General features: G+C 56.7%; 22 protein-coding genes. 10 read left to right on the forward strand and 12 right to left on the reverse strand.

Annotated elements, in window-relative coordinates; genetic code table 11:
- Nucleotides 1–38: 38 nt before the first annotated feature.
- The 3 genes from ACWKXN_RS15885 to ACWKXN_RS15895 are packed head-to-tail and all read left to right on the forward strand — an operon-like array spanning nt 39 to nt 2,176.
- On the forward strand, nt 39–1,061 hold the full coding sequence (locus tag ACWKXN_RS15885; protein ID WP_039263094.1) for a hydrolase: 1,023 nt from the start codon (nt 39–41) through the stop codon (nt 1,059–1,061).
- Nucleotides 1,058–1,276, forward strand: a complete 219-nt coding sequence (locus ACWKXN_RS15890) for a YheU family protein (RefSeq protein WP_008503016.1) — start codon at nt 1,058–1,060, stop codon at nt 1,274–1,276. Before ACWKXN_RS15885 ends, ACWKXN_RS15890 begins: the two co-directional genes overlap by 4 nt.
- 30 nt (nt 1,277–1,306) lie before the next feature.
- Entirely contained in the window at nt 1,307–2,176 is an 870-nt protein-coding gene (locus tag ACWKXN_RS15895; RefSeq protein WP_023309465.1) for a phosphoribulokinase, read from the forward strand.
- Between the two features lie 66 nt (nt 2,177–2,242).
- On the opposite strand, the gene ACWKXN_RS15900 is transcribed toward ACWKXN_RS15895, so the two are convergent.
- Nucleotides 2,243–2,647 carry an OsmC family protein gene (locus tag ACWKXN_RS15900; protein WP_008503018.1) on the reverse strand — a complete coding sequence of 135 codons (405 nt, stop codon included), beginning with the start codon at nt 2,645–2,647 and terminating at the stop codon, nt 2,243–2,245.
- A 311-nt stretch (nt 2,648–2,958) separates the two neighbouring features.
- Here ACWKXN_RS15900 and crp point away from each other — a divergent pair, with 311 nt between their 5' ends.
- Nucleotides 2,959–3,591 (forward strand): cAMP-activated global transcriptional regulator CRP, encoded by a 633-nt coding sequence (crp, locus tag ACWKXN_RS15905; RefSeq protein ID WP_000242758.1) that lies wholly within the window; start codon nt 2,959–2,961, stop codon nt 3,589–3,591.
- A 57-nt stretch (nt 3,592–3,648) separates the two neighbouring features.
- Nucleotides 3,649–5,736: a YccS/YhfK family putative transporter gene (locus ACWKXN_RS15910; RefSeq protein WP_454544034.1), complete on the forward strand. Its 2,088-nt coding sequence runs from the start codon at nt 3,649–3,651 to the stop codon at nt 5,734–5,736.
- Here the strand turns inward: ACWKXN_RS15910 and argD are convergent.
- From argD to ppiA, 4 genes are all read right to left on the reverse strand, one after another.
- The gene (gene argD / locus ACWKXN_RS15915) at nt 5,733–6,953 is read right to left on the reverse strand and encodes a bifunctional acetylornithine/succinyldiaminopimelate transaminase (RefSeq protein WP_172421409.1); all 1,221 of its coding nucleotides are present in this window, start codon (nt 6,951–6,953) and stop codon (nt 5,733–5,735) included. The genes ACWKXN_RS15910 and argD overlap by 4 nt on opposite strands.
- A gap of 87 nt (nt 6,954–7,040) precedes the next feature.
- Nucleotides 7,041–7,604: an aminodeoxychorismate synthase component 2 gene (gene pabA / locus ACWKXN_RS15920; RefSeq protein WP_454544007.1), complete on the reverse strand. Its 564-nt coding sequence runs from the start codon at nt 7,602–7,604 to the stop codon at nt 7,041–7,043.
- Between the two features lie 30 nt (nt 7,605–7,634).
- Nucleotides 7,635–8,219: a putative adenosine monophosphate-protein transferase Fic gene (locus ACWKXN_RS15925; protein ID WP_039263091.1), complete on the reverse strand. Its 585-nt coding sequence runs from the start codon at nt 8,217–8,219 to the stop codon at nt 7,635–7,637.
- A gap of 106 nt (nt 8,220–8,325) precedes the next feature.
- Nucleotides 8,326–8,898: a peptidylprolyl isomerase A gene (gene ppiA, locus ACWKXN_RS15930; protein WP_023309471.1), complete on the reverse strand. Its 573-nt coding sequence runs from the start codon at nt 8,896–8,898 to the stop codon at nt 8,326–8,328.
- Between the two features lie 278 nt (nt 8,899–9,176).
- Here ppiA and tsgA point away from each other — a divergent pair, with 278 nt between their 5' ends.
- Nucleotides 9,177–10,361: an MFS transporter TsgA gene (gene tsgA, locus ACWKXN_RS15935; protein ID WP_210867489.1), complete on the forward strand. Its 1,185-nt coding sequence runs from the start codon at nt 9,177–9,179 to the stop codon at nt 10,359–10,361.
- Between the two features lie 3 nt (nt 10,362–10,364).
- On the opposite strand, the gene ACWKXN_RS15940 is transcribed toward tsgA, so the two are convergent.
- Nucleotides 10,365–11,681, reverse strand: a complete 1,317-nt coding sequence (locus ACWKXN_RS15940; RefSeq protein WP_048981427.1) for a cytosine deaminase — start codon at nt 11,679–11,681, stop codon at nt 10,365–10,367.
- 239 nt (nt 11,682–11,920) lie between these two features.
- Here ACWKXN_RS15940 and nirB point away from each other — a divergent pair, with 239 nt between their 5' ends.
- The 4 genes from nirB (at nt 11,921) to ACWKXN_RS15960 (ending at nt 16,610) form a co-directional block, all read left to right on the forward strand.
- The gene (nirB, locus tag ACWKXN_RS15945) at nt 11,921–14,464 is read left to right on the forward strand and encodes a nitrite reductase large subunit NirB (protein WP_211438720.1); all 2,544 of its coding nucleotides are present in this window, start codon (nt 11,921–11,923) and stop codon (nt 14,462–14,464) included.
- The gene (nirD, locus tag ACWKXN_RS15950) at nt 14,461–14,787 is read left to right on the forward strand and encodes a nitrite reductase small subunit NirD (RefSeq protein ID WP_023309475.1); all 327 of its coding nucleotides are present in this window, start codon (nt 14,461–14,463) and stop codon (nt 14,785–14,787) included. Before nirB ends, nirD begins: the two co-directional genes overlap by 4 nt.
- A 135-nt stretch (nt 14,788–14,922) precedes the next feature.
- Nucleotides 14,923–16,296, forward strand: a complete 1,374-nt coding sequence (gene cysG, locus ACWKXN_RS15955) for a siroheme synthase CysG (RefSeq protein WP_454544008.1) — start codon at nt 14,923–14,925, stop codon at nt 16,294–16,296.
- Between the two features lie 143 nt (nt 16,297–16,439).
- The gene (locus tag ACWKXN_RS15960) at nt 16,440–16,610 is read left to right on the forward strand and encodes a YhfL family protein (RefSeq protein WP_033146806.1); all 171 of its coding nucleotides are present in this window, start codon (nt 16,440–16,442) and stop codon (nt 16,608–16,610) included.
- A gap of 142 nt (nt 16,611–16,752) precedes the next feature.
- On the opposite strand, the gene trpS is transcribed toward ACWKXN_RS15960, so the two are convergent.
- From trpS to aroB, 6 genes are all read right to left on the reverse strand, one after another.
- Nucleotides 16,753–17,757 (reverse strand): tryptophan--tRNA ligase, encoded by a 1,005-nt coding sequence (gene trpS / locus ACWKXN_RS15965; RefSeq protein WP_023309477.1) that lies wholly within the window; start codon nt 17,755–17,757, stop codon nt 16,753–16,755.
- Nucleotides 17,750–18,511, reverse strand: a complete 762-nt coding sequence (gph, locus tag ACWKXN_RS15970) for a phosphoglycolate phosphatase (RefSeq protein ID WP_048976259.1) — start codon at nt 18,509–18,511, stop codon at nt 17,750–17,752. Before gph ends, trpS begins: the two co-directional genes overlap by 8 nt.
- The gene (gene rpe, locus ACWKXN_RS15975) at nt 18,504–19,181 is read right to left on the reverse strand and encodes a ribulose-phosphate 3-epimerase (protein ID WP_024907923.1); all 678 of its coding nucleotides are present in this window, start codon (nt 19,179–19,181) and stop codon (nt 18,504–18,506) included. Before rpe ends, gph begins: the two co-directional genes overlap by 8 nt.
- Before the next feature lie 41 nt (nt 19,182–19,222).
- Nucleotides 19,223–20,035, reverse strand: coding sequence for an adenine-specific DNA-methyltransferase (gene dam / locus ACWKXN_RS15980; RefSeq protein ID WP_033146808.1), 813 nt, complete (start codon nt 20,033–20,035; stop codon nt 19,223–19,225).
- A gap of 67 nt (nt 20,036–20,102) precedes the next feature.
- Nucleotides 20,103–21,401: a cell division protein DamX gene (damX, locus tag ACWKXN_RS15985; protein WP_033146809.1), complete on the reverse strand. Its 1,299-nt coding sequence runs from the start codon at nt 21,399–21,401 to the stop codon at nt 20,103–20,105.
- Nucleotides 21,402–21,493: 92 nt separating this feature from the next.
- Nucleotides 21,494–22,582 carry a 3-dehydroquinate synthase gene (aroB, locus tag ACWKXN_RS15990; RefSeq protein WP_033146810.1) on the reverse strand — a complete coding sequence of 363 codons (1,089 nt, stop codon included), beginning with the start codon at nt 22,580–22,582 and terminating at the stop codon, nt 21,494–21,496.
- Nucleotides 22,583–22,622: the final 40 nt, after the last annotated feature.

Consider the following 22,622-nt stretch of genomic DNA (forward strand, 5'->3'; position numbering starts at 1 on the left):
AGTATCGTAAATTTCCGACAAGAATCAGCATCGCGCTTATGACCCAAATCATTCCATCAGACTTCGACATTGCGGCCGAAGACAGCACTGAGTTCGTGCCTATGCGCGGCGTGGCCAATCCGCATTTGCAGACCATGCTGCCGCGACTGATCCGCCGCAAGGTTCAGTTCACCCCGCACTGGCAACGGCTTGACCTGCCAGACGGTGATTTTCTGGATCTCGCCTGGAGCGAAGCGCCTGAACAGGCTCGCCATAAGCCGCGTCTGGTGGTTTTCCACGGTCTGGAAGGCAGCCTGCACAGCCCGTATGCGCATGGGCTAATTGAGGCGGCAAAAGCGCGCGGCTGGCTCGGCGTGGTGATGCATTTTCGCGGCTGCAGCGGTGAACCGAATCGTCAGAAACGCATTTATCACTCGGGTGAAACCGAAGACGGGACGTGGTTTTTACACTGGCTGCGGGAAAATTATGGCACCGTGCCAACGGCCGCCGTGGGCTACTCGCTGGGCGGGAATATGCTGGCCTGTCTGCTGGCCAAAGAGGGCGAAAGCGTACCGCTGGATGCCGCCGTCATTGTCTCCGCGCCGTTTATGCTCGAGCAGTGTAGCTACCACATGGATAAGGGCTTTTCCCGCGTCTATCAGCGCTATCTGCTCAACCTTCTGAAGGCCAACGCGGCGCGTAAGCTGAAGGCCTACCCGGATACCCTGCCGGTAAGCCTGCGCCAGCTGAAAAAGGTGCGTCGTATCCGCGAGTTCGACGACCTGATCACCGCGAAAATCCACGGCTTCGCCGATGCGATTGACTATTATCGTCAGTGCAGCGCCATGCCGCTGCTCAGCAAGATCACGCAGCCGACGCTGATTATTCATGCCAAAGATGACCCGTTTATGGATCATCACTCGATCCCCGCTCAGGAATTCCTGCCCGACAACGTTCACTATCAGTTGACCGAGCACGGCGGCCACGTCGGCTTTATCGGCGGCACGCTGCGCCGCCCGAAAATGTGGCTTGAGGCGCGTATTCCTGACTGGCTGACCCCTTATCTGGACGGTGCAAAATGATTATTCCCTGGCAGGATCTGGCTCCCGAAACGCTCGATAATCTGATTGAAAGCTTTGTATTACGCGAAGGCACCGATTATGGTGAACAGGAACGCTCGCTTGAGCAAAAGGTCAACGATGTTAAGCGCCAGCTGAAAAGCGGCGACGTGGTGCTGGTGTGGTCAGAACTGCATGAGACGGTCAATATCATGCCCCGCAACGCGTTTCACGGCTGATCTTCCACCCTTTTCAGTCAGGGAGTTGCTATGTCTGCCAGACATCCGGTTATTGCCGTTACGGGGTCGAGTGGTGCGGGAACCACCACCACCAGCCTCGCATTTCGCAAGATTTTCGCCCAGCTGAATCTCCGTGCGGCGGAGGTCGAAGGCGACAGCTTTCACCGCTACACGCGCCCGGAGATGGACATGGCCATTCGTAAGGCGCGCGATTCGGGTAAACACATCAGCTACTTCGGCCCGGAGGCCAATGACTTCGGCCTGCTGGAACAAACCTTTATAGAGTACGGTAAGAGCGGCAAAGGGCAGTCCCGCAAGTATCTGCACACCTATGATGAAGCCGTACCCTGGAATCAGGTGCCGGGAACCTTTACCCCGTGGCAGCCGCTGCCGGAACCCACCGACGTCCTGTTTTACGAAGGATTGCACGGCGGCGTGGTCACCCCTCAACACGACGTGGCGCGCCACGTGGATCTGCTGGTCGGCGTGGTCCCTATCGTTAACCTGGAGTGGATCCAGAAGCTGACGCGCGACATGAGCGAGCGCGGCCATTCGCGAGAGGCGGTGATGGACTCCGTGGTGCGCTCCATGGAGGATTACATTAACTTCCTGACGCCGCAGTTCTCCCGCACCCATATCAACTTCCAGCGCGTGCCGACGGTGGACACCTCGAACCCGTTTGCCGCTAAAAGCATCCCGTCGCTGGATGAGAGCTTTGTGGTGATCCATTTCCGCAATCTCGAAGGCATTGATTACCCTTGGCTGCTGGCAATGCTGCAGGGCTCGTTTATTTCGCACATGAATACGTTAGTCGTGCCGGGCGGAAAAATGGGGCTGGCGATGGAGCTCATCATGACGCCGCTGGTGGAGCGACTGATGGAAGGGAAGCAGATCGCGTGAGCATGTTCCCTCTCCCTGTGGGAGAGGGTTAGGGTGAGGGCATCAACACGCACGATGCCCCATCAATCACGCCTCGATCACTTCATACGAATGCGTGATTTTTACCGCTTTCTCCAGCATTAACGCCACCGAGCAGTACTTTTCCGCAGACAGGTCCACCGCACGCGAGACCGCCGCGTCTTTCAGCTCTTTACCGGTGACCACAAAGTGCAGGTTAATATGGGTGAACAGGCGTGGCGCCTCTTCGCGACGCTCTGACGTGAGTTTAACCTCACAATCCGTCACGTCATGACGTCCTTTTTGCAGAATCGACACCACATCAATTGCGCTGCATCCGCCTGCCGCCATCAGCACCATTTCCATTGGGCTGGGTGCTTTATCGCCGGAGTTACCGTCCATCAAAATCTGGTGTCCTGACGCGGACTCGCCCAGGAACGTTAAACCTTCAACCCATTTCACGCGCGCTTGCATATTCATTAACTCCAACGTTGCATTTTTGGTGACAGATTACGTGTGCGTTACATTTATCGCAATGGAAGGCGACCTGCATCATGCTGAAGCGAGACACCAGGAGACACGCGGCGAAAGCTATGCTAAAACACTCAGGATGCTACAGTAATACATTGACGTTACACGTGTATGCAGAGGACATCAAACTTTACTGGCTGCGAAACGTTACGGTAGCCGACTTCCCAGGGTATGGGTAAGAATTCGATTGCAACCCCAGAGTCCGGATGCATCTGATGACTCTGGTGACAGCTTATAACAGAGGATAACAGCGCATGGTGCTTGGCAAACCGCAAACAGACCCGACTCTCGAATGGTTCTTGTCTCATTGCCACATTCATAAGTACCCATCGAAGAGCACGCTGATTCACCAGGGTGAAAAAGCGGAAACGTTGTATTACATCGTTAAAGGCTCGGTGGCAGTGCTGATCAAAGATGAAGAAGGGAAAGAGATGATCCTTTCTTATCTGAACCAGGGCGATTTCATCGGTGAACTGGGCCTGTTTGAAGAGGGCCAGGAACGTAGCGCCTGGGTTCGAGCAAAGACAGCATGTGAAGTGGCTGAAATTTCTTACAAGAAGTTCCGTCAGCTGATTCAGGTTAACCCTGACATCCTGATGCGTCTTTCTTCCCAGATGGCGCGCCGTCTGCAGGTCACGTCAGAGAAAGTGGGTAACCTCGCCTTCCTGGACGTTACCGGCCGTATCGCACAAACTCTGCTGAACCTGGCGAAACAGCCAGACGCCATGACCCACCCGGACGGCATGCAAATTAAAATTACCCGTCAGGAAATTGGTCAGATCGTCGGTTGCTCCCGTGAAACAGTGGGCCGTATCCTGAAAATGCTGGAAGATCAAAACCTGATCTCCGCCCACGGTAAAACCATCGTGGTCTACGGAACGCGTTAATTCCGCTTAAACGGCGTGCCATCGCAAGGTGTCACGCCGTTTTTGTCTCTATTCCCCATGTGGCGCAGGCTGATCTATCACCCGGAAGTTAACTACGCACTGCGGCAAACGCTGGTGTTGTGTCTTCCTGTGGCCATAGGCCTGATCCTCGGACATCTTCAACAAGGCCTGCTGTTTTCCCTCGTGCCCGCCTGCTGCAACATTGCCGGTCTGGACACGCCGCATAAGCGCTTTTTCAAACGCCTGATTATCGGTGGCTGCCTGTTTGCCGGGTGTAGCCTCGCCGTACAACTCCTGCTTGCCCGGGATATCCCGCTGCCGCTGATCCTGACCGTGCTGGCGATGACGCTCGGCGTCACGGCGGAAATCAGTTCGCTGCACGCCCGCCTGCTTCCCGCCTCGCTGATTGCGGCCATTTTCACGCTGAGCCTCGCCGGGAACATGCCGGTGTGGGAGCCGCTGCTGATCTACGCCCTGGGGACATTATGGTACGGGCTGTTTAACTGGTTTTGGTTCTGGCTGTGGCGGGAGCAGCCGCTGCGTGAATCCCTGAGCCTGCTCTATGTGCAGCTTGCGGATTACTGCGAAGCCAAATACACCCTGCTCACCCAGCATACCGACCCGGAAAAATCCTTACCGCCGCTGCTGACGCGCCAGCAGAAGGTGGTGGATCTCATAAGCCAGTGCTATCAGCAGCTGCATATGCTCGCCGCCAACAAGAACCACGAGTACAAGCGGCTGCTGCGCACCTTCCAGGTCGGGCTGGATCTACAGGAGCATATCTCCGTAAGCCTTCACCACCCGCAGGAGGTGCAAAAGCTGGTCGAGCGCAGCCACGCCGAAGCGGTGATCCGCTGGAACGCGCAGACCGTATCGGCACGTCTGCGGATCCTGGCCGATGATATTCTCTACCACCGCTACCCGACGCGCTTTAACATGGAAAAACAGCTGGGCGCGCTGGAGAAAATCGCCCGCCAGCATCCCGATAACCCGGTCGGCCAGTTTGCCGCCTGGCACTTCAGCCGCATCGCCCGCGTGTTGCGCACCCAGCGCCCGCTTTATCCCCGCGACCTGATGGCGGATAAGCAAAAACGGCTTCCGCTATTGCCCGCGCTCAAAAGCTATCTTTCTCTTAAATCGTCCGCTCTGCGCAACGCCGCAAGGATTAGCGTGATGCTCAGTACCGCCAGCCTGATGGGCATGGCGCTGCACCTGCCGAAACCGTACTGGATCTTAATGACCGTGCTGTTTGTCACCCAGAACGGCTACGGCGCCACGCGGGTGCGTATTCTGCATCGGGCTGGCGGAACGCTGGCCGGGCTGATCATTGCAGGCGTGACGCTGCACTTCCACGTGCCGGAAGGCTATACCCTGGCAGGGATGCTGGCGATTACGCTGGTGAGCTACCTGATTATCCGCAAAAACTACGGCTGGGCGATGGTGGGCTTTACGGTGACGGCGGTATATACGCTGCAGTTGCTCACGCTCAATGGCGAACAGTTTATTGTCGCGAGGCTGATTGATACCCTGATCGGCTGCCTGATTGCCTTTGGCGGCATGGTCTGGCTGTGGCCGCAGTGGCAGAGCGGGCTGCTGAGGCAGAACGCCCACGACGCGCTGGAAGCCGACCAGCAGGCTATTCGCCTGATCCTGAGCGACGACCCGCAGCCCTCCCCGCTGGCCTATCAGCGGATGAAGGTCAACCAGGCGCACAACGCCCTGTTTAACTCGCTCAACCAGGCGATGCAGGAGCCAGGCTTTAACTCGCACTATCTGGCAGACATGAAGCTCTGGGTGACGCACAGCCAGTTTATCGTCGAGCATATTAACGCCATGACCACGCTGGCGCGCGAGCACACGATGCTAACGCCGGATCTGGCGCAGCGCTATTTGCAGTCATGTGAAATTGCGTTGCAGAGGTGCCAGCAGCGTCTGGAGTATGACGCGCCGGGCGAGTCGGGCGACTCAAATATTCTGGAAGCGCCGGAGACGTTAACCCACGGGCCAATGAGCACCCTGGAGCAGCATTTACAGCGCGTTCTGGGGCATCTGAACACCATGCACACCATTTCGTCGGTGGCATGGCGTCAGCGTCCGCATCACGGCATTTGGTTAACGCGCCGGCTAAAGCGAACCGAGTATTAGCCTTTTACTATCTTCTCGACCGCCGCGGCAAAGCGGGTTAAACCGTCTTCGATGTCTTTGTCTTCTACCACCAGCGACGGCGCAAAGCGCATCACGTCAGGCCCGGCATTAAGCACCATCACCCCTTCGTGGGCGGCGGCGTGCAGGAAGTCGCGCGCCCGGCCTTTGTACTGCGGCTTCAGCTCGGCGCCAATCAACAGCCCCATCCCGCGAATTTCGCTGAACACATCGTACTGCTCATCAATCTTTTGCAGGTGTTTTACGAAAAGCTCGCGCTTCGCGCTCACGGCGTTCAACACCTCCGGCGTGTTGATAATGTCGAATGCGGCACCCGCCACGGCGCTCGCCAGCGGGTTACCGCCGTAGGTGGAACCATGAGAACCGACGTGGAACGCGGAGGCGATCTCCTGCGTCGTCAGTACCGCACTCACCGGGAAACCGCCGCCGAGCGCTTTGGCGCTGGTCAGAATATCCGGCGTCACGCCGTAGTGCATATAAGCGAACAGATCGCCGGTACGCCCCATCCCGCACTGCACTTCATCAAAGACCAGCAGCGCCTGATGCTCGTCGCACAGCGCGCGCAGCCCTTTCAGGAATTCCGGGGTTGCCGCCGTCACGCCGCCTTCCCCCTGGATCGGCTCGACAACAACGGCGCAGGTATGGTCGTCCATGACCGCTTTCACCGCGTGCAGATCGTTAAACGGCACGTGGACAATGTCGGCCGGTTTCGGGCCAAACCCGTCGGAATACTTCGGCTGGCCGCCAACGGAGACGGTAAAGAAGGAGCGTCCGTGGAAGGCATTGTGGAAGGCGATGATTTTGGTTTTGTACGGGCTGTGGCGCGTTGTCGCGTAGTAGCGCGCCAGCTTAAACGCAGTTTCGTTGGCTTCAGTGCCGGAGTTCATAAACAGCACGCGCTCGGCAAAGGTCGCATCGATGATCTTGCGGCCCAGGCGCAGCGCTGGTTCGTTGGTGAACACATTGCTGGTATGCCACAGGGTTTCGCCCTGGGTTTTCAGCGCCTCAACCAGCGCGGGATGGCAATGACCCAGCGCCGTGACCGCAATACCGCCCGCGAAATCCACATACTCTTTACCCTGCTGATCCCAGACGCGGCTGCCTTTTCCCTTCACCGGGATAAACTCAGCCGGTGCATAAATCGGCAGGATCACTTCATCAAATGTCGCGCGGGTAATTGCTGGTTGTTCAGTTGCCATGTCATGACCATCCATTTTTATGTCACAGTGATTGTGAAAATATAATCACAAAATATGCATAAAAAATCACAGCAAGGCAACAGATATTCAGCGATTGAGGAAATTTGCCAGCAGCGCGTGCCCCTGCTCGCTGAGGATGCTTTCCGGGTGGAACTGCACGCCTTCGAGGTCCCATTCGCGGTGGCGAATCCCCATGATCTCCTGCGTATCGCTCCAGGCGGTCACCTCAAAGCAGTCGGGCAGGGTCGACGGGTCAATCACCAGGGAATGGTAGCGCGTCACGGTTAACGAGTTATTGAGCCCCGTGAATACCCCGGTGCCGGCGTGGGTGACCGGAGAGGTTTTACCGTGCATCACTTTCGCGGCGCGCACGATGGTGGCACCAAACGCCTGAGCAATCGCCTGATGGCCCAGGCAGACACCCAGTATCGGCAGCTTGCCGGCAAAGTGCTGGATCACATCCAGAGAAATACCCGATTCCGACGGCGTACACGGCCCCGGAGAAATCACGATTTTCTGCGGAGCCAGCGTCCCGATATCGGCCAGTCCGATCTCGTCGTTACGGCGGACAACCACCTCTGCACCCAGTTCACAAAAATACTGGTAAAGGTTCCAGGTGAAGGAATCGTAGTTATCAATCAGCAGAATCATGGCGGCTCCCGAAAAAAATGCCGCCCTATTCTACTCAGATTCCCGCGCTTCGCTCACTACTTTGGCAAAGATAGCGTTGAGCGCGGTTAAATCCCCCGTTGCGCCGCTTCGGTTAGCCGCCACCCACTGGTCGGGATCGATATCGCGCCAGTCCAATGCGTAGCCCGCGTGGAGCGCCAGCTGCTCGAAGAAAACGCGTTGGGCAATACCGTTGCCGCGCATAAACGGATGCAGCATGTTGATTTCGCAGTAATAGTGGCTAACCCGATCAACAAACGCCGCTTTCTCAAGACCCACGAGATACTTTTCGCTTTCCAGCGCCGCCATCAGCTCGTTACCCATCTTCTCGATGTATTCGAAATGGCAGAAAGGAATGTCACCCTTAAAAATATCGTCGGTACGTAACTCGCCTGCCCGCTTCATCTCGCTGCGGTACAAATGACGATGAATAAGGCACAGATGGGGCAACCCGGGCGCGGATGGCCCAAGCTCCAGCGTCTCAATATGGGGTTCTGAGGGACCATTACCTTTTTCAAGGAGACAACTGGCCTGTAAATTGACGTTACGCTGCTGCTCCCAGAGACGGGATTTTTGCTTGTCGGTGAGTTTTTTCACTTAACGCCTCCCTGAATAGTCCGTTTGCCACAAGTATAAGCAGCAAAACGCGCTTTCGCAGGGAGGGTCACATAACGCGGGCAGAAGAAGCCCGCGCTCAGAAGAATTACGGCAGAACTTTTGCGGAGAGGATAACCACCGGTTTTGACGGCACATTCTGGTACGGACCGACGTCGTGAGTAGGCACCTGAGAAATCTTATCGGCCACGTCCATGCCTTTCACAATCTTACCGAAAACGGCATAGCCAAAGTCGCGCTGACCGTGGTCGAGGAAGGCGTTATCCGCCACGTTCAGGAAGAACTGGCTGGTCGCGCTATCTTTGTCTGCGGTACGCGCCATGGAGATGGTGCCGCGTTTGTTCAGCAGGCCGTTGTCCGCTTCGTTTTTGATTGGCGGGTTAGGCTGCTTCTGCTGCATCTGCTCGTTGAAGCCGCCGCCCTGTACCATAAAGCCTGGGATCACGCGGTGGAAGGTGGTGTTGTTATAGAAACCACTGTTCACGTAGTCGAGGAAGTTTTTCACAGAAACCGGAGCTTTCTGGCTATTCAGTTCCAGCTCAATATTCCCGGCAGAGGTGGTCAGCAGAACGTGAGGGTCCCCTTTGGCTGCCAGCGCAGCAGGGGAAACGGCAGAAAGAGCAAACACAGCTGCGACAGCCGCCAGTGTTGATTTGAGCATGAGAATTCCTTAACAAAGCGCAGTATAAAAAGCGAATGGCTTGATTCTAAAGAGCAGTATGAACGGAGACCAGCCTTTTACCTAATTTTACGAAGTTGAAACAATTATTACCGCGCAAACGATTGGTTACGCCGTCAATTAATGTGATTTAGATCACACTAAAACCTGCAATGACGTAATCATTGCCCTTAAAAGATAGGAATAGATCACTTTAGCGACTAAAATCTGCCCGCTCTCAGCGCCCCCCGGGCGCTTTTCTTTTTCTGAACAGGCCAGACATGACTAACAGCAATCGCATCAAGCTCACATGGATCAGCTTCTTCTCCTACGCTCTGACCGGCGCGTTGGTGATCGTCACCGGGATGGTGATGGGGAATATCGCAGACTACTTCCAGCTGCCCGTTTCCAGCATGAGTAACACCTTTACCTTCCTCAACGCGGGGATCCTGATCTCTATCTTCCTGAATGCCTGGCTAATGGAAATCGTCCCGCTGAAAACCCAGCTGCGCTTTGGCTTTGTGCTGATGGTTGCCGCCGTGGCGGGCCTGATGCTGAGCCACAGCATCGCCCTGTTCTCCGCCGCCATGTTCGTGCTGGGTCTGGTCAGCGGGATCACCATGTCGATCGGTACGTTCCTGATTACCCACATGTATGAAGGCCGCCAGCGCGGCGCGCGTCTGCTGTTTACCGACTCCTTCTTCAGCATGGCCGGAATGATTTTTCCGATGCTCGCGGCGGTTCTGCTGGCGCGCAGTATTGAGTGGTACTGGGTCTATGCCTGCATCGGCCTGGTCTACGTGGCGATCTTTATTCTGACCTTCGGCTGCGACTTCCCGGTGCTGGGCAAGAAAGCACAAACCACCGCAGAGCCGGTTGCGAAAGAAAAGTGGGGCATCGGCGTGCTGTTCCTCTCCATCGCCGCGCTGTGCTACATCCTGGGCCAGCTGGGCTTTATCTCCTGGGTACCGGAGTACGCGAAAGGTCTGGGCATGAGCCTGAACGATGCGGGTAAACTGGTGAGCGATTTCTGGATGTCTTACATGTTCGGCATGTGGGCGTTTAGCTTCATCCTGCGCTTCTTCGACCTGCAGCGCATTCTGACCGTGCTGGCGGGGCTGGCGACCGTGCTGATGTACCTGTTCATCAACGGTTCACCGGAGCACATGCCGTGGTTCATTCTGACCCTGGGCTTCTTCTCCAGCGCCATTTATACCTCTATCATCACCCTGGGCTCCCTGCAGACCAAAGTGGCCTCGCCGAAGCTGGTTAACTTCGTCCTGACCTGCGGCACCATCGGCACCATGCTGACCTTCGTGGTCACCGGCCCGATCGTCGCCCACAGCGGCCCGCTGGCGGCGCTGCACACCGCGAACGGTCTGTATGCCGTGGTGTTCATCATGTGCTTCGTTCTGGGCTTCGTAACCCGCCACCGCCAGCACAACGCGGCGGCAGCGTCTCACTAACCCCTACGCCCCTTTGCGCTCGGCAGAGGGGCTGTTTCTGGCAAAACTTACCTCTTCTCCTCCGATATCCATCTGGATCCACGTCTGCGCCAGCTGCGTCGTGGCGATCACCCGTCCCTGACGAATCGACCAGCGCACCGGCACCTGACAGCGCACCGCTTCAAACCCGCTCTCGGCAGGCAGAATAATCAGGTTCGCCGGGTTCCCCGTGGCAATACCGTAATCGCTCAGGCCGAAGGTACGGGCGCTGTTATGGGTGATGAGATTCAGGCCGCTGTCGATTTGCGGATAGCCCATCATCTGACAGACGTGCAGCCCCATGTGCAGCACCTGCAGCATGTTGCCGGTGCCGAGCGGGTACCACGGGTCGAAGACGTCGTCATGACCGAAGCAGACGTTAATGCCCGCTTCCTGCAGCTCTCTCACCCGGGTGATGCCGCGGCGCTTCGGATAGTCATCAAAGCGCCCCTGAAGATGAATATTGACCAGCGGGTTAGCGACGAAGTTAATCCCCGACATTTTCAGCAGACGGAAGAGCCGCGAGGTGTAAGCGCCGTTGTAGGAGTGCATGGCGGTGGTGTGGCTGGCCGTCACGCGCGGGCCGATACCTGCTTCATACGCCAGCGCTGCCACCGTCTCGACAAACCGCGACTGCTCGTCGTCGATTTCATCGCAGTGGATATCCAGCGGACGGTCATACTTCTTCGCCAGTTCAAAAGCGATATGCAGCGACTGCACGCCATACTCGCGGGTGAACTCGAAGTGCGGGATCGCCCCCACCACGTCGGCCCCCAGCCTTAACGCCTCTTCCAGCAGCGCCGCGCCGTTCGGGTAAGAGAGAATACCTTCCTGCGGGAACGCGACGATTTGCAGCGTCACCCACGGGGCAACCTCCTGCTTCACCTCCAGCATCGCCTTCAGGGCGGTGAGCGTCGGGTCGGAGACATCCACATGGGTACGGACAAACTGGATGCCGTTGGCAATTTGCCACTTCAGCGTTTTCCAGGCGCGCGCTTTAACATCCTCATGGCTGAGCAACGCCTTGCGCTCCGCCCAGCGCTCAATGCCTTCGAACAGCGTGCCGGACTGGTTCCAGTTCGGCTCACCCGCGGTCTGGGTCGTATCAAGATGGATATGCGGCTCAATGAACGGCGGGATCGCAAGCCCGCCGCGCGCGTTCAATACTTCATAACTTTCGGCGTGGGTGTCGTCCATCGGGGTGATGTCACCAAATCGCCCGTTCTCAATGGCGAGCTGCCACAGCCCTTCCCGACCCGGTAAACGAACATTCTGAACAAGCCATAACGGTGTTGTAGACATACCCTTCCCCTAAAAAACGCCGCTGATATTCAGGCGTATCGATTTTGGCAAAACCGCCCCTGATTTGTACACAAATTCAACGAGCGCGAAAAGCCTGCGATTTCCGCCACTTATAAAAATCCTGACAAATCAGTTATATACCACCTAAGGAGTAGGCGAAGACGTATTTGATTTGCATCAATAAGCGCCCCTGCTGAATCGTTAAGGTAGGCAATAATAGAAAAGAAATCGAGGCAATAATGAGCAAAGTCAGACTCGCTATCATCGGTAACGGCATGGTCGGCCACCGCTTTATCGAGGATCTTCTCGATAAGGCCGATGCTGAGCAGTTCGATATTACCGTGTTCTGTGAAGAACCCCGCAAGGCGTACGACCGTGTGCACCTGTCTTCCTACTTCTCCCATCATACCGCCGAAGAGCTCTCTCTAGTGCGCGAAGGTTTCTACGAGAAGCATGGCGTAAAAGTGCTGGTGGGCGAACGCGCTATCACCATCAACCGTCAGGAAAAAGTGATCCACTCCAGCGCCGGGCGTACGGTTTTTTACGACAAGCTGATCATGGCGACGGGCTCTTATCCGTGGATCCCGCCGATCAAAGGCTCGGAAACTCAGGATTGCTTCGTCTACCGTACCATTGAAGACCTCAACGCCATCGAATCCTGCGCCCGTCGCAGCCGTCGCGGCGCGGTGGTCGGCGGCGGCCTGCTGGGTCTGGAAGCGGCAGGCGCGCTGAAAAACCTCGGCGTTGAAACCCACGTCATCGAATTTGCCCCGATGCTGATGGCCGAACAGCTCGACCACATGGGCGGTGACCAGCTGCGTCGTAAAATCGAAAGCATGGGCGTGAAGGTTCACACCAGCAAAAACACCAAAGAGATCGTTCAGGAAGGGACTGAAGCGCGCAAAACCATGCGCTTTGCCGATGGCAGCGAGCTGGAAGTGGACTTCATCGTCTTCTCCACCGGTATTCGCCCGCGCGACAAGCTGGCGACCCAGTGCGGGCTGGCCGTGGCGCAGCGCGGCGGGATCATGATCAACGACGCCTGCCAGACCTCCGATCCGGATATCTACGCCATCGGCGAATGCGCAAGCTGGAACAACCGCGTATACGGTCTGGTGGCACCGGGCTACAAAATGGCGCAGGTCGCCGTGGACCATATCCTCGGCAGCGAAAACGCGTTTACCGGTGCAGACATGAGCGCCAAGCTGAAGCTGCTGGGCGTGGACGTGGGCGGTATTGGCGATGCGCATGGCCGCACCCCGAATTCCCGCAGCTATGTCTATCTCGACGAAAGCAAAGAAGTCTACAAACGCCTCATCGTCAGCCAGGACAACAAAACCCTGCTCGGCGCGGTGTTGGTGGGCGACACCAGCGACTTCGGCAACCTGCTCCAGCTGGTGCTGAACGCCATCGAACTGCCGGAAAACCCGGACGCGCTGATCCTCCCGGCGCACGCGTCCAGCGGCAAGCCGTCTATCGGCGTGGATAAACTGCCGGACAGCGCGCAAATTTGCTCCTGCTTCGACGTCACCAAAGGCATGCTGATCTCCGCCATCAACAAAGGCTGCCACACCGTGGCGGCGCTGAAAGCGGAAACCAAAGCCGGTACCGGCTGCGGCGGCTGTATTCCGCTGGTCACTCAGGTGCTGAACGCCGAACTGGCGAAACAGGGCATCGAAGTGAACAACAACCTGTGCGAGCACTTCGCGTATTCTCGCCAGGAGCTGTATCACCTGATCCGCGTGGAAGGCATCAAGTCCTTCGACGAGCTGCTGGCGAAACACGGCCAGGGCTACGGCTGCGAAGTGTGTAAACCGACCGTCGGCTCCCTGCTGGCCTCCTGCTGGAACGAGTACGTACTCAATCCGGAACACACGCCGCTGCAGGACACCAACGACAACTTCCTGGCGAACATCCAGAAAGACGGCACCTACTCCGTTATTCCACGCTCAGCCGGGGGCGAAATCACGCCGGAAGGGCTGGTCGCCGTGGGTCGTATTGCGCGTGAATTTAACCTCTACACCAAAATTACCGGCTCCCAGCGTATCGGCCTGTTTGGCGCGCAGAAAGACGATCTGCCGGAAATCTGGCGTCAGCTGATTGAAGCCGGCTTCGAAACCGGTCACGCGTACGCCAAAGCGCTGCGCATGGCGAAAACCTGCGTGGGGAGCACCTGGTGCCGCTACGGCGTCGGCGACAGCGTGGGCTTCGGCGTGGAGCTGGAAAACCGCTACAAAGGCATCCGCACCCCGCACAAAATGAAGTTTGGCGTCTCCGGCTGTACCCGCGAATGTGCGGAAGCGCAGGGTAAAGACGTGGGTATTATCGCCACCGAAAAAGGCTGGAACCTGTACGTCTGCGGCAACGGCGGGATGAAGCCACGCCACGCGGACCTGCTGGCGGCGGATCTCGATCGCGACACGCTGATTCAGTATCTAGACCGCTTCATGATGTTCTATATCCGCACCGCCGATAAGCTGACCCGTACCGCCTCCTGGCTCGATAACCTGGAAGGCGGCATCGACTACCTGAAAGCGGTGATCATCGACGACAAACTGGGCCTGAATGAACATCTGGAAGCCGAGATGGCGCGCCTGCGCGAGGCGGTGATCTGCGAGTGGACTGAAACCGTCAACACCCCGGCGGCGCAGACGCGCTTCAAACACTTCATCAACAGCACCCAGCGCGACCCGAACGTACAGGTAGTGCCCGAGCGTGAACAGCATCGTCCAGCGACACCGTATGAACGAATTCCGGTCAAGCTGGTGGAGGAAAACGCATGAGCCAGTGGATAAACATTTGCGATATTAACGACATCATCCCGGCCACCGGCGTATGCGCGCTGCTGGGCAGCGAGCAGGTTGCGATTTTCCGCCCTCGCCACGATGAACAGGTTTTTGCCATCAGCAATATCGACCCGTTCTTCGAGGCCAGCGTGCTTTCCCGCGGACTGATTGCCGAGCATCAGGGCGAACTGTGGGTCGCCAGCCCGCTGAAAAAGCAGCGTTTCCGCTTAAGCGACGGTTACTGCATGGAAGATGAGAGTCATTCAGTGAAGCACTATGACGTTCGCGTGAAGGACGGCAAGGTGCAGCTGAAAGGCTAATCCCCCGCCTTTTCAATACGAAAAGCTTATGACCCCTTATGGGTAACGGCAGGAAAAACCGTATGTTTTGTACGATTCCTGCTGTTATCCTGACGTCAATTCTTACCCCCTCCATGAAAGCTGCGAGGTAACGTCGTGGATCACCTGCCGATTTTTTGTCAATTACGCAACCGCGACTGCCTGCTCGTGGGCGGCGGCGACGTGGCTGAACGCAAAGCGCGCCTGCTGTTAGAGGCTGGCGCCCGGCTCACCGTCAACGCCCTCGCCTTCGCCCCACAGTTTGAGGTCTGGGCTCAGGAAGGGATGCTCACGCTGGAACAGGGTGAGTTTGATGAATCCCTGCTGGATACCTGCTGGCTGACGATTGCCGCAACGGACGACGATGAAGTGAACCAGCGCGTCAGCGACGCCTGCGAAGCGCGCCGAATCTTCTGCAACGTGGTGGATGCGCCGAAAGAGGCCAGCTTTATTATGCCGTCGATTATCGACCGCTCGCCGCTGATGATTGCGGTGTCGTCCGGCGGACGCTCGCCGGTTCTCGCCCGCCTGCTGCGGGAAAAGCTGGAGGCCGTGCTGCCGCAGCACCTTGGTCAGATTGCGCATTACGCCGGGCAGCTCCGCTCCCGCGTTAAGCAAACCTTCTCGACCGTGGGTGAGCGCCGTCGCTTCTGGGAAAAATTCTTTGTGAACGACAGGCTGGCGCAGTCGCTGGCGAATCAGGACACCAAAGCCGTTGAAGAGACGACCGAACAGCTGCTCAGCGAGCCGCTGGACCATCGCGGTGAAGTGGTGCTGGTGGGCGCAGGCCCCGGCGATGCGGGCTTGCTGACGCTGAAAGGGCTACAGCAGATCCAGCAGGCCGATACCGTGGTTTACGATCGTCTGGTCTCTGATGACATAATGAACCTGGTACGCCGCGATGCCGACCGCGTATTCGTTGGAAAACGGGCGGGCTATCACTGCGTGCCGCAGGAGGAGATTAACCAGATCCTGCTGCGCGAGGCGCAGAAAGGTAAGCGCGTGGTGCGCCTTAAGGGTGGCGATCCGTTTATCTTTGGTCGCGGCGGCGAGGAGCTGGAAACCCTGTGTGACGCGGGCATTCCGTTCTCCGTGGTGCCGGGCATTACGGCGGCATCCGGCTGCTCAGCTTACTCTGGCATTCCGCTGACCCACCGCGACTATGCCCAGAGCGTGCGTCTGGTGACGGGCCATCTGAAAACCGGCTGCGAGCTGGACTGGCATAACCTGGCCGCGGAAAAGCAGACGCTGGTCTTCTATATGGGGCTGAACCAGGCCGCGACGATTCAGGCGAAGCTGCTGGAGCACGGCATGGAGGCTGATATGCCGGTTGCGCTGGTGGAAAACGGTACGTCCATCAAGCAACGCGTGGTGAATGGTGTACTGACGCAGCTCGGTGAGCTGGCGCAGCAGGTCGAAAGCCCGGCGCTGATTGTGGTGGGTCGCGTGGTTGAGCTGCGCGATAAGCTGAACTGGTTCTCGAATCACTAACGCATATTCTTCCTTTGCGGAGTAGTCCTTATGCGGACTACTCCCCTCTTACCGCTGTCGATAACATACCGCCCCGAAGTGGAATTTCTCCCTTTATTCCCTTGAGTTACATCCAACTTTCGTTTTTAAGACAAGGAATGCGTATGTTCAAACTGGCAAAAGCCGCCGTTCTGGTTGGCCTGTTATCGACTCTGACTGCCTGTACCGGTCATGTACAGAACACCAAAAATAACTGCAGCTACGATTACCTGCTGCACCCGGCGATCTCCATTTCGAAGATCATCGGCGGTTGCGGCCCGGCGGCGGATCAGTAAGCGTTTTTCAGGCGTAAAAAAACCGGGATATCCCGGTTTTTTTGTGTAGGGAAGTGCGGCCTGATGCCCTCACCCTGACCCTCTCCCACAGTGAGAGGGTACAACCCTAAAAACGGTAACGTGGTTACCGTTTTGCTTTTACCTACGGTTTACCCACAAATCCAATCGCTTCGTACACCGCTTTCAGGGTTTCGGACGCGCGCGCGCTGGCTTTTTCCGCGCCGTCTTTCATCACCTTCTGCAGGAAAGCTTCATCGTTACGGTAGCGGTGATAACGCTCCTGCAGCTCGGTAAGCATGCCGGAAACGGCGTCTGCCACTTCACCTTTCAGGTGGCCGTACATCTTGCCTTCGAAGTGTTTTTCCAGTTCAGGAATGCTCTGGCCGGTCACGCCGGAGAGGATATCCAGCAGGTTGGAGACGCCCGCTTTGTTCTGCACGTCGTAGCGCACTACAGGCGGCTCGTCGGAGTCGGTGACTGCGCGCTTGAGCTTTTTGACGACGGATTTCGGATCTTCCAGCAGGCCGATAACGTTGTTGCGGTTATCGTCAGACTTGGACATCTTCTTGGTCGGCTCCAGCAGCGACATCACGCGCGCACCGGACTTCGGAATGAACGGCTCTGGCACTTTAAACACATCGCCGTAAATCGCGTTAAAGCGCTGGGCAATATCGCGGCTCAGCTCCAGGTGCTGCTTCTGGTCTTCACCTACCGGTACCTGGTTGGTTTGATACAGCAGGATGTCCGCCGCCATCAGCACCGGATAGTCGAACAGACCGGCGTTGATGTTTTCAGAGTAGCGCGCGGATTTATCCTTGAACTGGGTCATACGGCTCAGCTCGCCGAAATAGGTGTAGCAGTTCAGCGCCCAGCCCAGCTGCGCGTGCTCCGGCACGTGAGACTGAACGAAAATGGTGCTCTTCTCAGGATCGATGCCGCAGGCCAGATACAGCGCCAGGGTGTCCAGGGTGGCTTTACGCAGCTTCTCAGGATCCTGACGCGCGGTAATCGCATGGAGATCGACGATGCAGTAAATGCAATGGTACTCATCCTGCATGCTGACCCACTGACGTAACGCACCCATGTAGTTACCAATGGTCAATTCACCTGAAGGCTGTGCGCCACTAAAAACGATGGGCTTAGTCATTATTCAATTCCTGATGTTCACTGTGCGAAAGCCCGAGTGCGGGCAACAAATCTTTGAAGTGGTCGAAGACCACATCCGGCTCACTTAATGTGATGGCTTCACCGTAGTTGTAGCCATAGGTTAATCCGACGGAAGGACACCCAGCCGCTCGGGCAGCCAGAATATCATTGCGCGAATCCCCGACAAAGAGCAGTTCCGCAGGCGTTAAGGATAATTTTCCTGCCACCAGCAACAGCGGTTCCGGATGCGGCTTTTTGTTCTGTACGTCGTCGCCGCCCACAATCACGGAGAAATACTTCGCGATATCGAGCGCTTCCAGCAGCGGTGCAACAAACGGCGTCGGTTTGTTGGTCACCAGCCCCAGCGGAATGCCCTTCGCGTGCAGCGCGCTCAGCGTGTCCTGAACGTCCGGGAACAGGAAACTGCCCTCCTCGACGGTCTCTTCATAGAAACGATCGAACAGTTTGCGCAGAATCCGCAGCTGTTCATCCTTAGGGATGTCAGCGTGGTCAACGCTCGGTTTACCCTGCGCGGAACGCTGCGACGCGCGCTCCTGACGCGCCCACGTCAACGCGCGCTCCATCAGGACATCGGCGCCGTTGCCAATCCACGTTACCACGCGCTCTTCCCCCGCAACGGGGAGTTCAAGGGCGTACAGCGCCTGGTCTACGGCGCTCGTTAAGCCCGGCGCGCTGTCGACCAGCGTGCCGTCGAGGTCAAATGCGATACCCCGAATTGCCTGCAATTTATCCATGACTTACCTTCGCCAGCTCACGGCGCATTTCATCAATGACTTTTTTGTAATCCGGTTGGTCGAAAATTGCCGAACCTGCAACGAACATATCCGCGCCGGCTGCCGCAATTTCACCAATGTTATTCACTTTCACACCGCCGTCCACTTCCAGGCGAATATCGTAACCTGACTCATCAATACGACGGCGCACTTCACGCAGCTTATCCAGCGTGTGGGGAATGAACGACTGACCGCCAAAGCCCGGGTTAACGGACATCAGCAGAATCACGTCCAGCTTGTCCATGACATAGTCGAGATAGCTCAGCGGCGTGGCCGGGTTAAACACCAGGCCCGCCTTACAGCCGTTCTCTTTGATCAGCTGCAGCGTGCGGTCCACGTGTTCAGAGGCTTCCGGATGGAAAGTGATGATGCTGGCACCCGCTGCGGCGAAGTCAGGCACGATGCGATCAACAGGCTTAACCATCAGGTGAACGTCGATCGGCGCGGTAATGCCATAGTTACGTAATGCCTTGAGCACCATTGGGCCAATGGTCAGGTTAGGGACGTAGTGGTTGTCCATAACGTCGAAATGGACGACATCTGCGCCAGCCGCGAGAGCTTTGGCGGTGTCTTCACCCAGGCGGGCAAAATCGGCCGACAGAATTGAGGGAGCAATCAAAAACTGTTTCATCCGCTTCTCCTTGAAATGTGTTTACCGGCGGGCAAAACGGCTCAGGGGCGATAAAGAGCCAGAAGTTCGTCCACCTTTTTACGTGTGCCGCCGTTGCTGCTAATGCTACGCCGCACTTTGACCTGAAAATGCTTCGCGGCTTTATACCATTCGCGCGTATCAGGCGTGTCGTGATTCGAAATTAACACCGGAATTCTTTTGCTGACCAGCTTTTCTGCCATCTCCGCCAGACGGGCCTGTTCGGCCGGGCTGAAGCTGTTGGTGTGATAAGCGGTGAAATTCGCCGTTGCAGACAGTGGTGCGTAAGGCGGGTCACAGTAAACCACCGAGTTTACGCCTGCCAGCTCCATACACTCTTCATAGGAGAGGCAATGAAACTCTGCGTTCTGCGCTTTTTCGGCAAAGTGGTACAGCTCGTCCTGCGGGAAATACGGGCGCTTATAGCGACCAAACGGCACGTTAAACTCTCCGCGCAGGTTATAGCGGCACAGGCCGTTGTAACCATGACGGTTGAGATAGAGGAACAGCAGCGCCCGACGGAACGGATCCTGACTCTGATTAAACTCAGTGCGGAACTGGTAGTAAACGTCCGGCTGATTATTCTCCGGCGTAAACAGTTTGCGCGCCTCTGCGACATACTCTTCGGTACGCAGCTTAACAATGTTATAGAGGCTGATAAGGTCGTTGTTGATATCCGCCAGGATATAACGAGAAAAATCGGTGTTGAGGAACACCGATCCCGCACCCACGAAAGGCTCGATTAGACACTCGCCTTTTGGCAGGTGCTTTTTAATATCATCGAGCAGGGGGTATTTCCCCCCTGCCCATTTCAGAAAAGCGCGATTTTTTTTCATGCTGACTAACTGATTACACCTTCTCCGGCTGTGGAGAAAGCTCCGACAGCATCCTGCGCTTTAAACATTACTTCAGATCGGCCTGAACCTGATGAATCGGCTTCGCCCAGGGATTTTTTGCCTGAACATCCGCTGGCAGTGCCGCTACGGCACGTTTCGCTTCATCTTTGGACGAATAAACGCCGCTGACCAGCACATACCACGGTTGACCGTTACGGGTCGTCTGATAAACAACATAGTCTTTCAGATTTGATTTCTTCGCCCAGCTGTTGAGGTTGTCATAGTTAGACGAACTGCTCAGCTGCAGCGTGTAGTTGCTGGATGGCGCAGACTTCATCGAGCCAACGTTACCTGCAGTTTTGCCTGCGGCGCTGCTGGAGGCTGTTGCCGTGGCTGCCGGAGCCGTGGCTGCAGGTGCAGCTGTGGTTGCCGTTGCTTTCGGCGCAGTCTGCGTGACTGGCGCTTTAGCAGGCTCGCTCACCGCAGCCGTTTCGGTGCGTTTCGGCTGTGCCGGTACGGCTTTCACTTCAGGCGCTTTTACGACTGCCTGAGGTTTGGTTTCACGCTTAGGCTCAATCACCGCCTGCTTACGTTCAGGACGCGTCGCAGTTTGCGTCTGGCGCGGTTTGGTTTCCGTCGCAGCCGTTTGTGGCTGAGCGTTACCACCGCGAATCGGGGCAACGGTTGCCGGCTCAGTTGGCAGCGTAGAGTTAACCACGACGTTATCAACCTGCTGCTGGTTCTGCGGCTGCGTCAGCGCATTGTTCAGATCACCCTGAACTTCTACGCGCTGCTGGCCTTCAGGCGTAGCAGGTGCCTGACCCTGAGCAGGGGTTGAAGAAACGGGCGGCAGAGAAACATCCTGCGGCGCTGTGGTGTTACCTGCGGTCTGCTCTGCGGAAGTCGCACCCGGTGCAGGCTGTGCGCCATTCGCCTGATTGGTCGCATCGTTACCGGACAGGTTGATGCTCTTCTCAGCGGAAGCAGTTTGCTCGGTTGAGTTCGTTGACGGTGCTTTAAGCGCGGAGCCAATGCCGACAATCAGCAGCACAAGCACCAGAACGCCCAGGCCCATCATGATGTACTGGCGGGAAGCCGGTTTCGGCGCAGCGGCTTTTTTACGTTTACGTGGGCGACGCTCTACAGGCTGTTCGTCCATTGAATCTTCTTCGGACTCATAATCCTCTTCTGCTCGCTCTTCGTGCGCGTTGCGGCTGCGCGAAGGGCGACGATCGTCTGCATCCAGATCAACATCGTCAAAGTTGATCTGCGGCTCGTTATCACGTTCTGAAGATTGACGAGAACGACCAGTACGACGATCGCTGGGATCGGGTTTCAGCTCGTCTTCTGGTTTGAATTCATCCATTTAACACCCCACTCAAAGGCTTATGCTAACGACTTTGCATTTCACCTGAAGCTAAACGACCACCTGCGACAGTGGCCTGACCTTTCTAGTTGTTACGCCTGCTGACAATCAGCGATAGCGCCAAGAACGACATCGTGCGGCACTCCGCCGCGCACTTCACTCTTCCCTATTGCAAGCGGGAGTACAAGACGCATCTCACCTGCCAATACTTTTTTATCGCGCATCATGTGGGGTAAATACGCTTGCGCCGACATCTCCTGCGGCCCGGTTACCGGCAAACCTGCACGCTCAAGCAGCGCAATGATGCGTGCCGTCTCTTCAGGTTTAAACTGCCCCAGACGTTCAGAGGTGCGCGCTGCCATGACCATACCGGCCGCGACGGCTTCACCGTGCAGCCAGTTGCCGTAACCCATCTCGGCTTCAATGGCGTGGCCAAACGTATGCCCAAGATTCAGTAAAGCACGTAAGCCCGTTTCACGCTCGTCTGCAGCGACAACTTCTGCTTTCAGTTCACAACAACGACGAATGCAGTATGCCAGTGTAGCCTCATCCAGGCACAGCAGCGCATCCATATTCTCTTCAAGCCAGCTAAAGAACTCGCCATCGAGAATAATGCCGTATTTGATCACTTCTGCCAGACCCGAAGCCAGTTCGCGCTTCGGCAGGGTTTTCAGACAGTCGAGATCCACCACCACCGATGCGGGCTGGTAGAACGCGCCAATCATGTTTTTGCCGAGCGGATGGTTGACTGCCGTTTTGCCACCCACAGAGGAGTCGACCTGGGACAGCAACGTGGTTGGGATTTGAATAAAACGGACACCACGTTGATAGCTTGCGGCCGCAAAGCCGGTCAGATCGCCCACAACACCGCCGCCCAGGGCAAGCAGTGTTGTATCGCGACCGTGCGGTTTTTGCAGCAATGCGGTAAAGACGGTATCCAGTACCGTCAGGCTTTTATACTGCTCGCCATCGGGGAGAATCACACTGTCGACTTTTACGCCCGCCTGCTCAAGCAGGTGGCGTACGCGGTCGAGATAAAGCGGAGCCAGCGTCTCATTGGTGACCAGCATCGCCTGATCACCCGCTTTCAGTGGTAAAAAGGAAGCTGGGTCGTTAAACAAACCAGCCGCGATGGTGATAGGGTAACTACGTTCCCCGAGAGTAACTGTAATCCTCTCCATGACGCGACATCCACCTTTAATGCTTTTACCCGCAGGCGAG

The organism is Enterobacter sp. UPMP2060 (genome assembly GCF_053709655.1).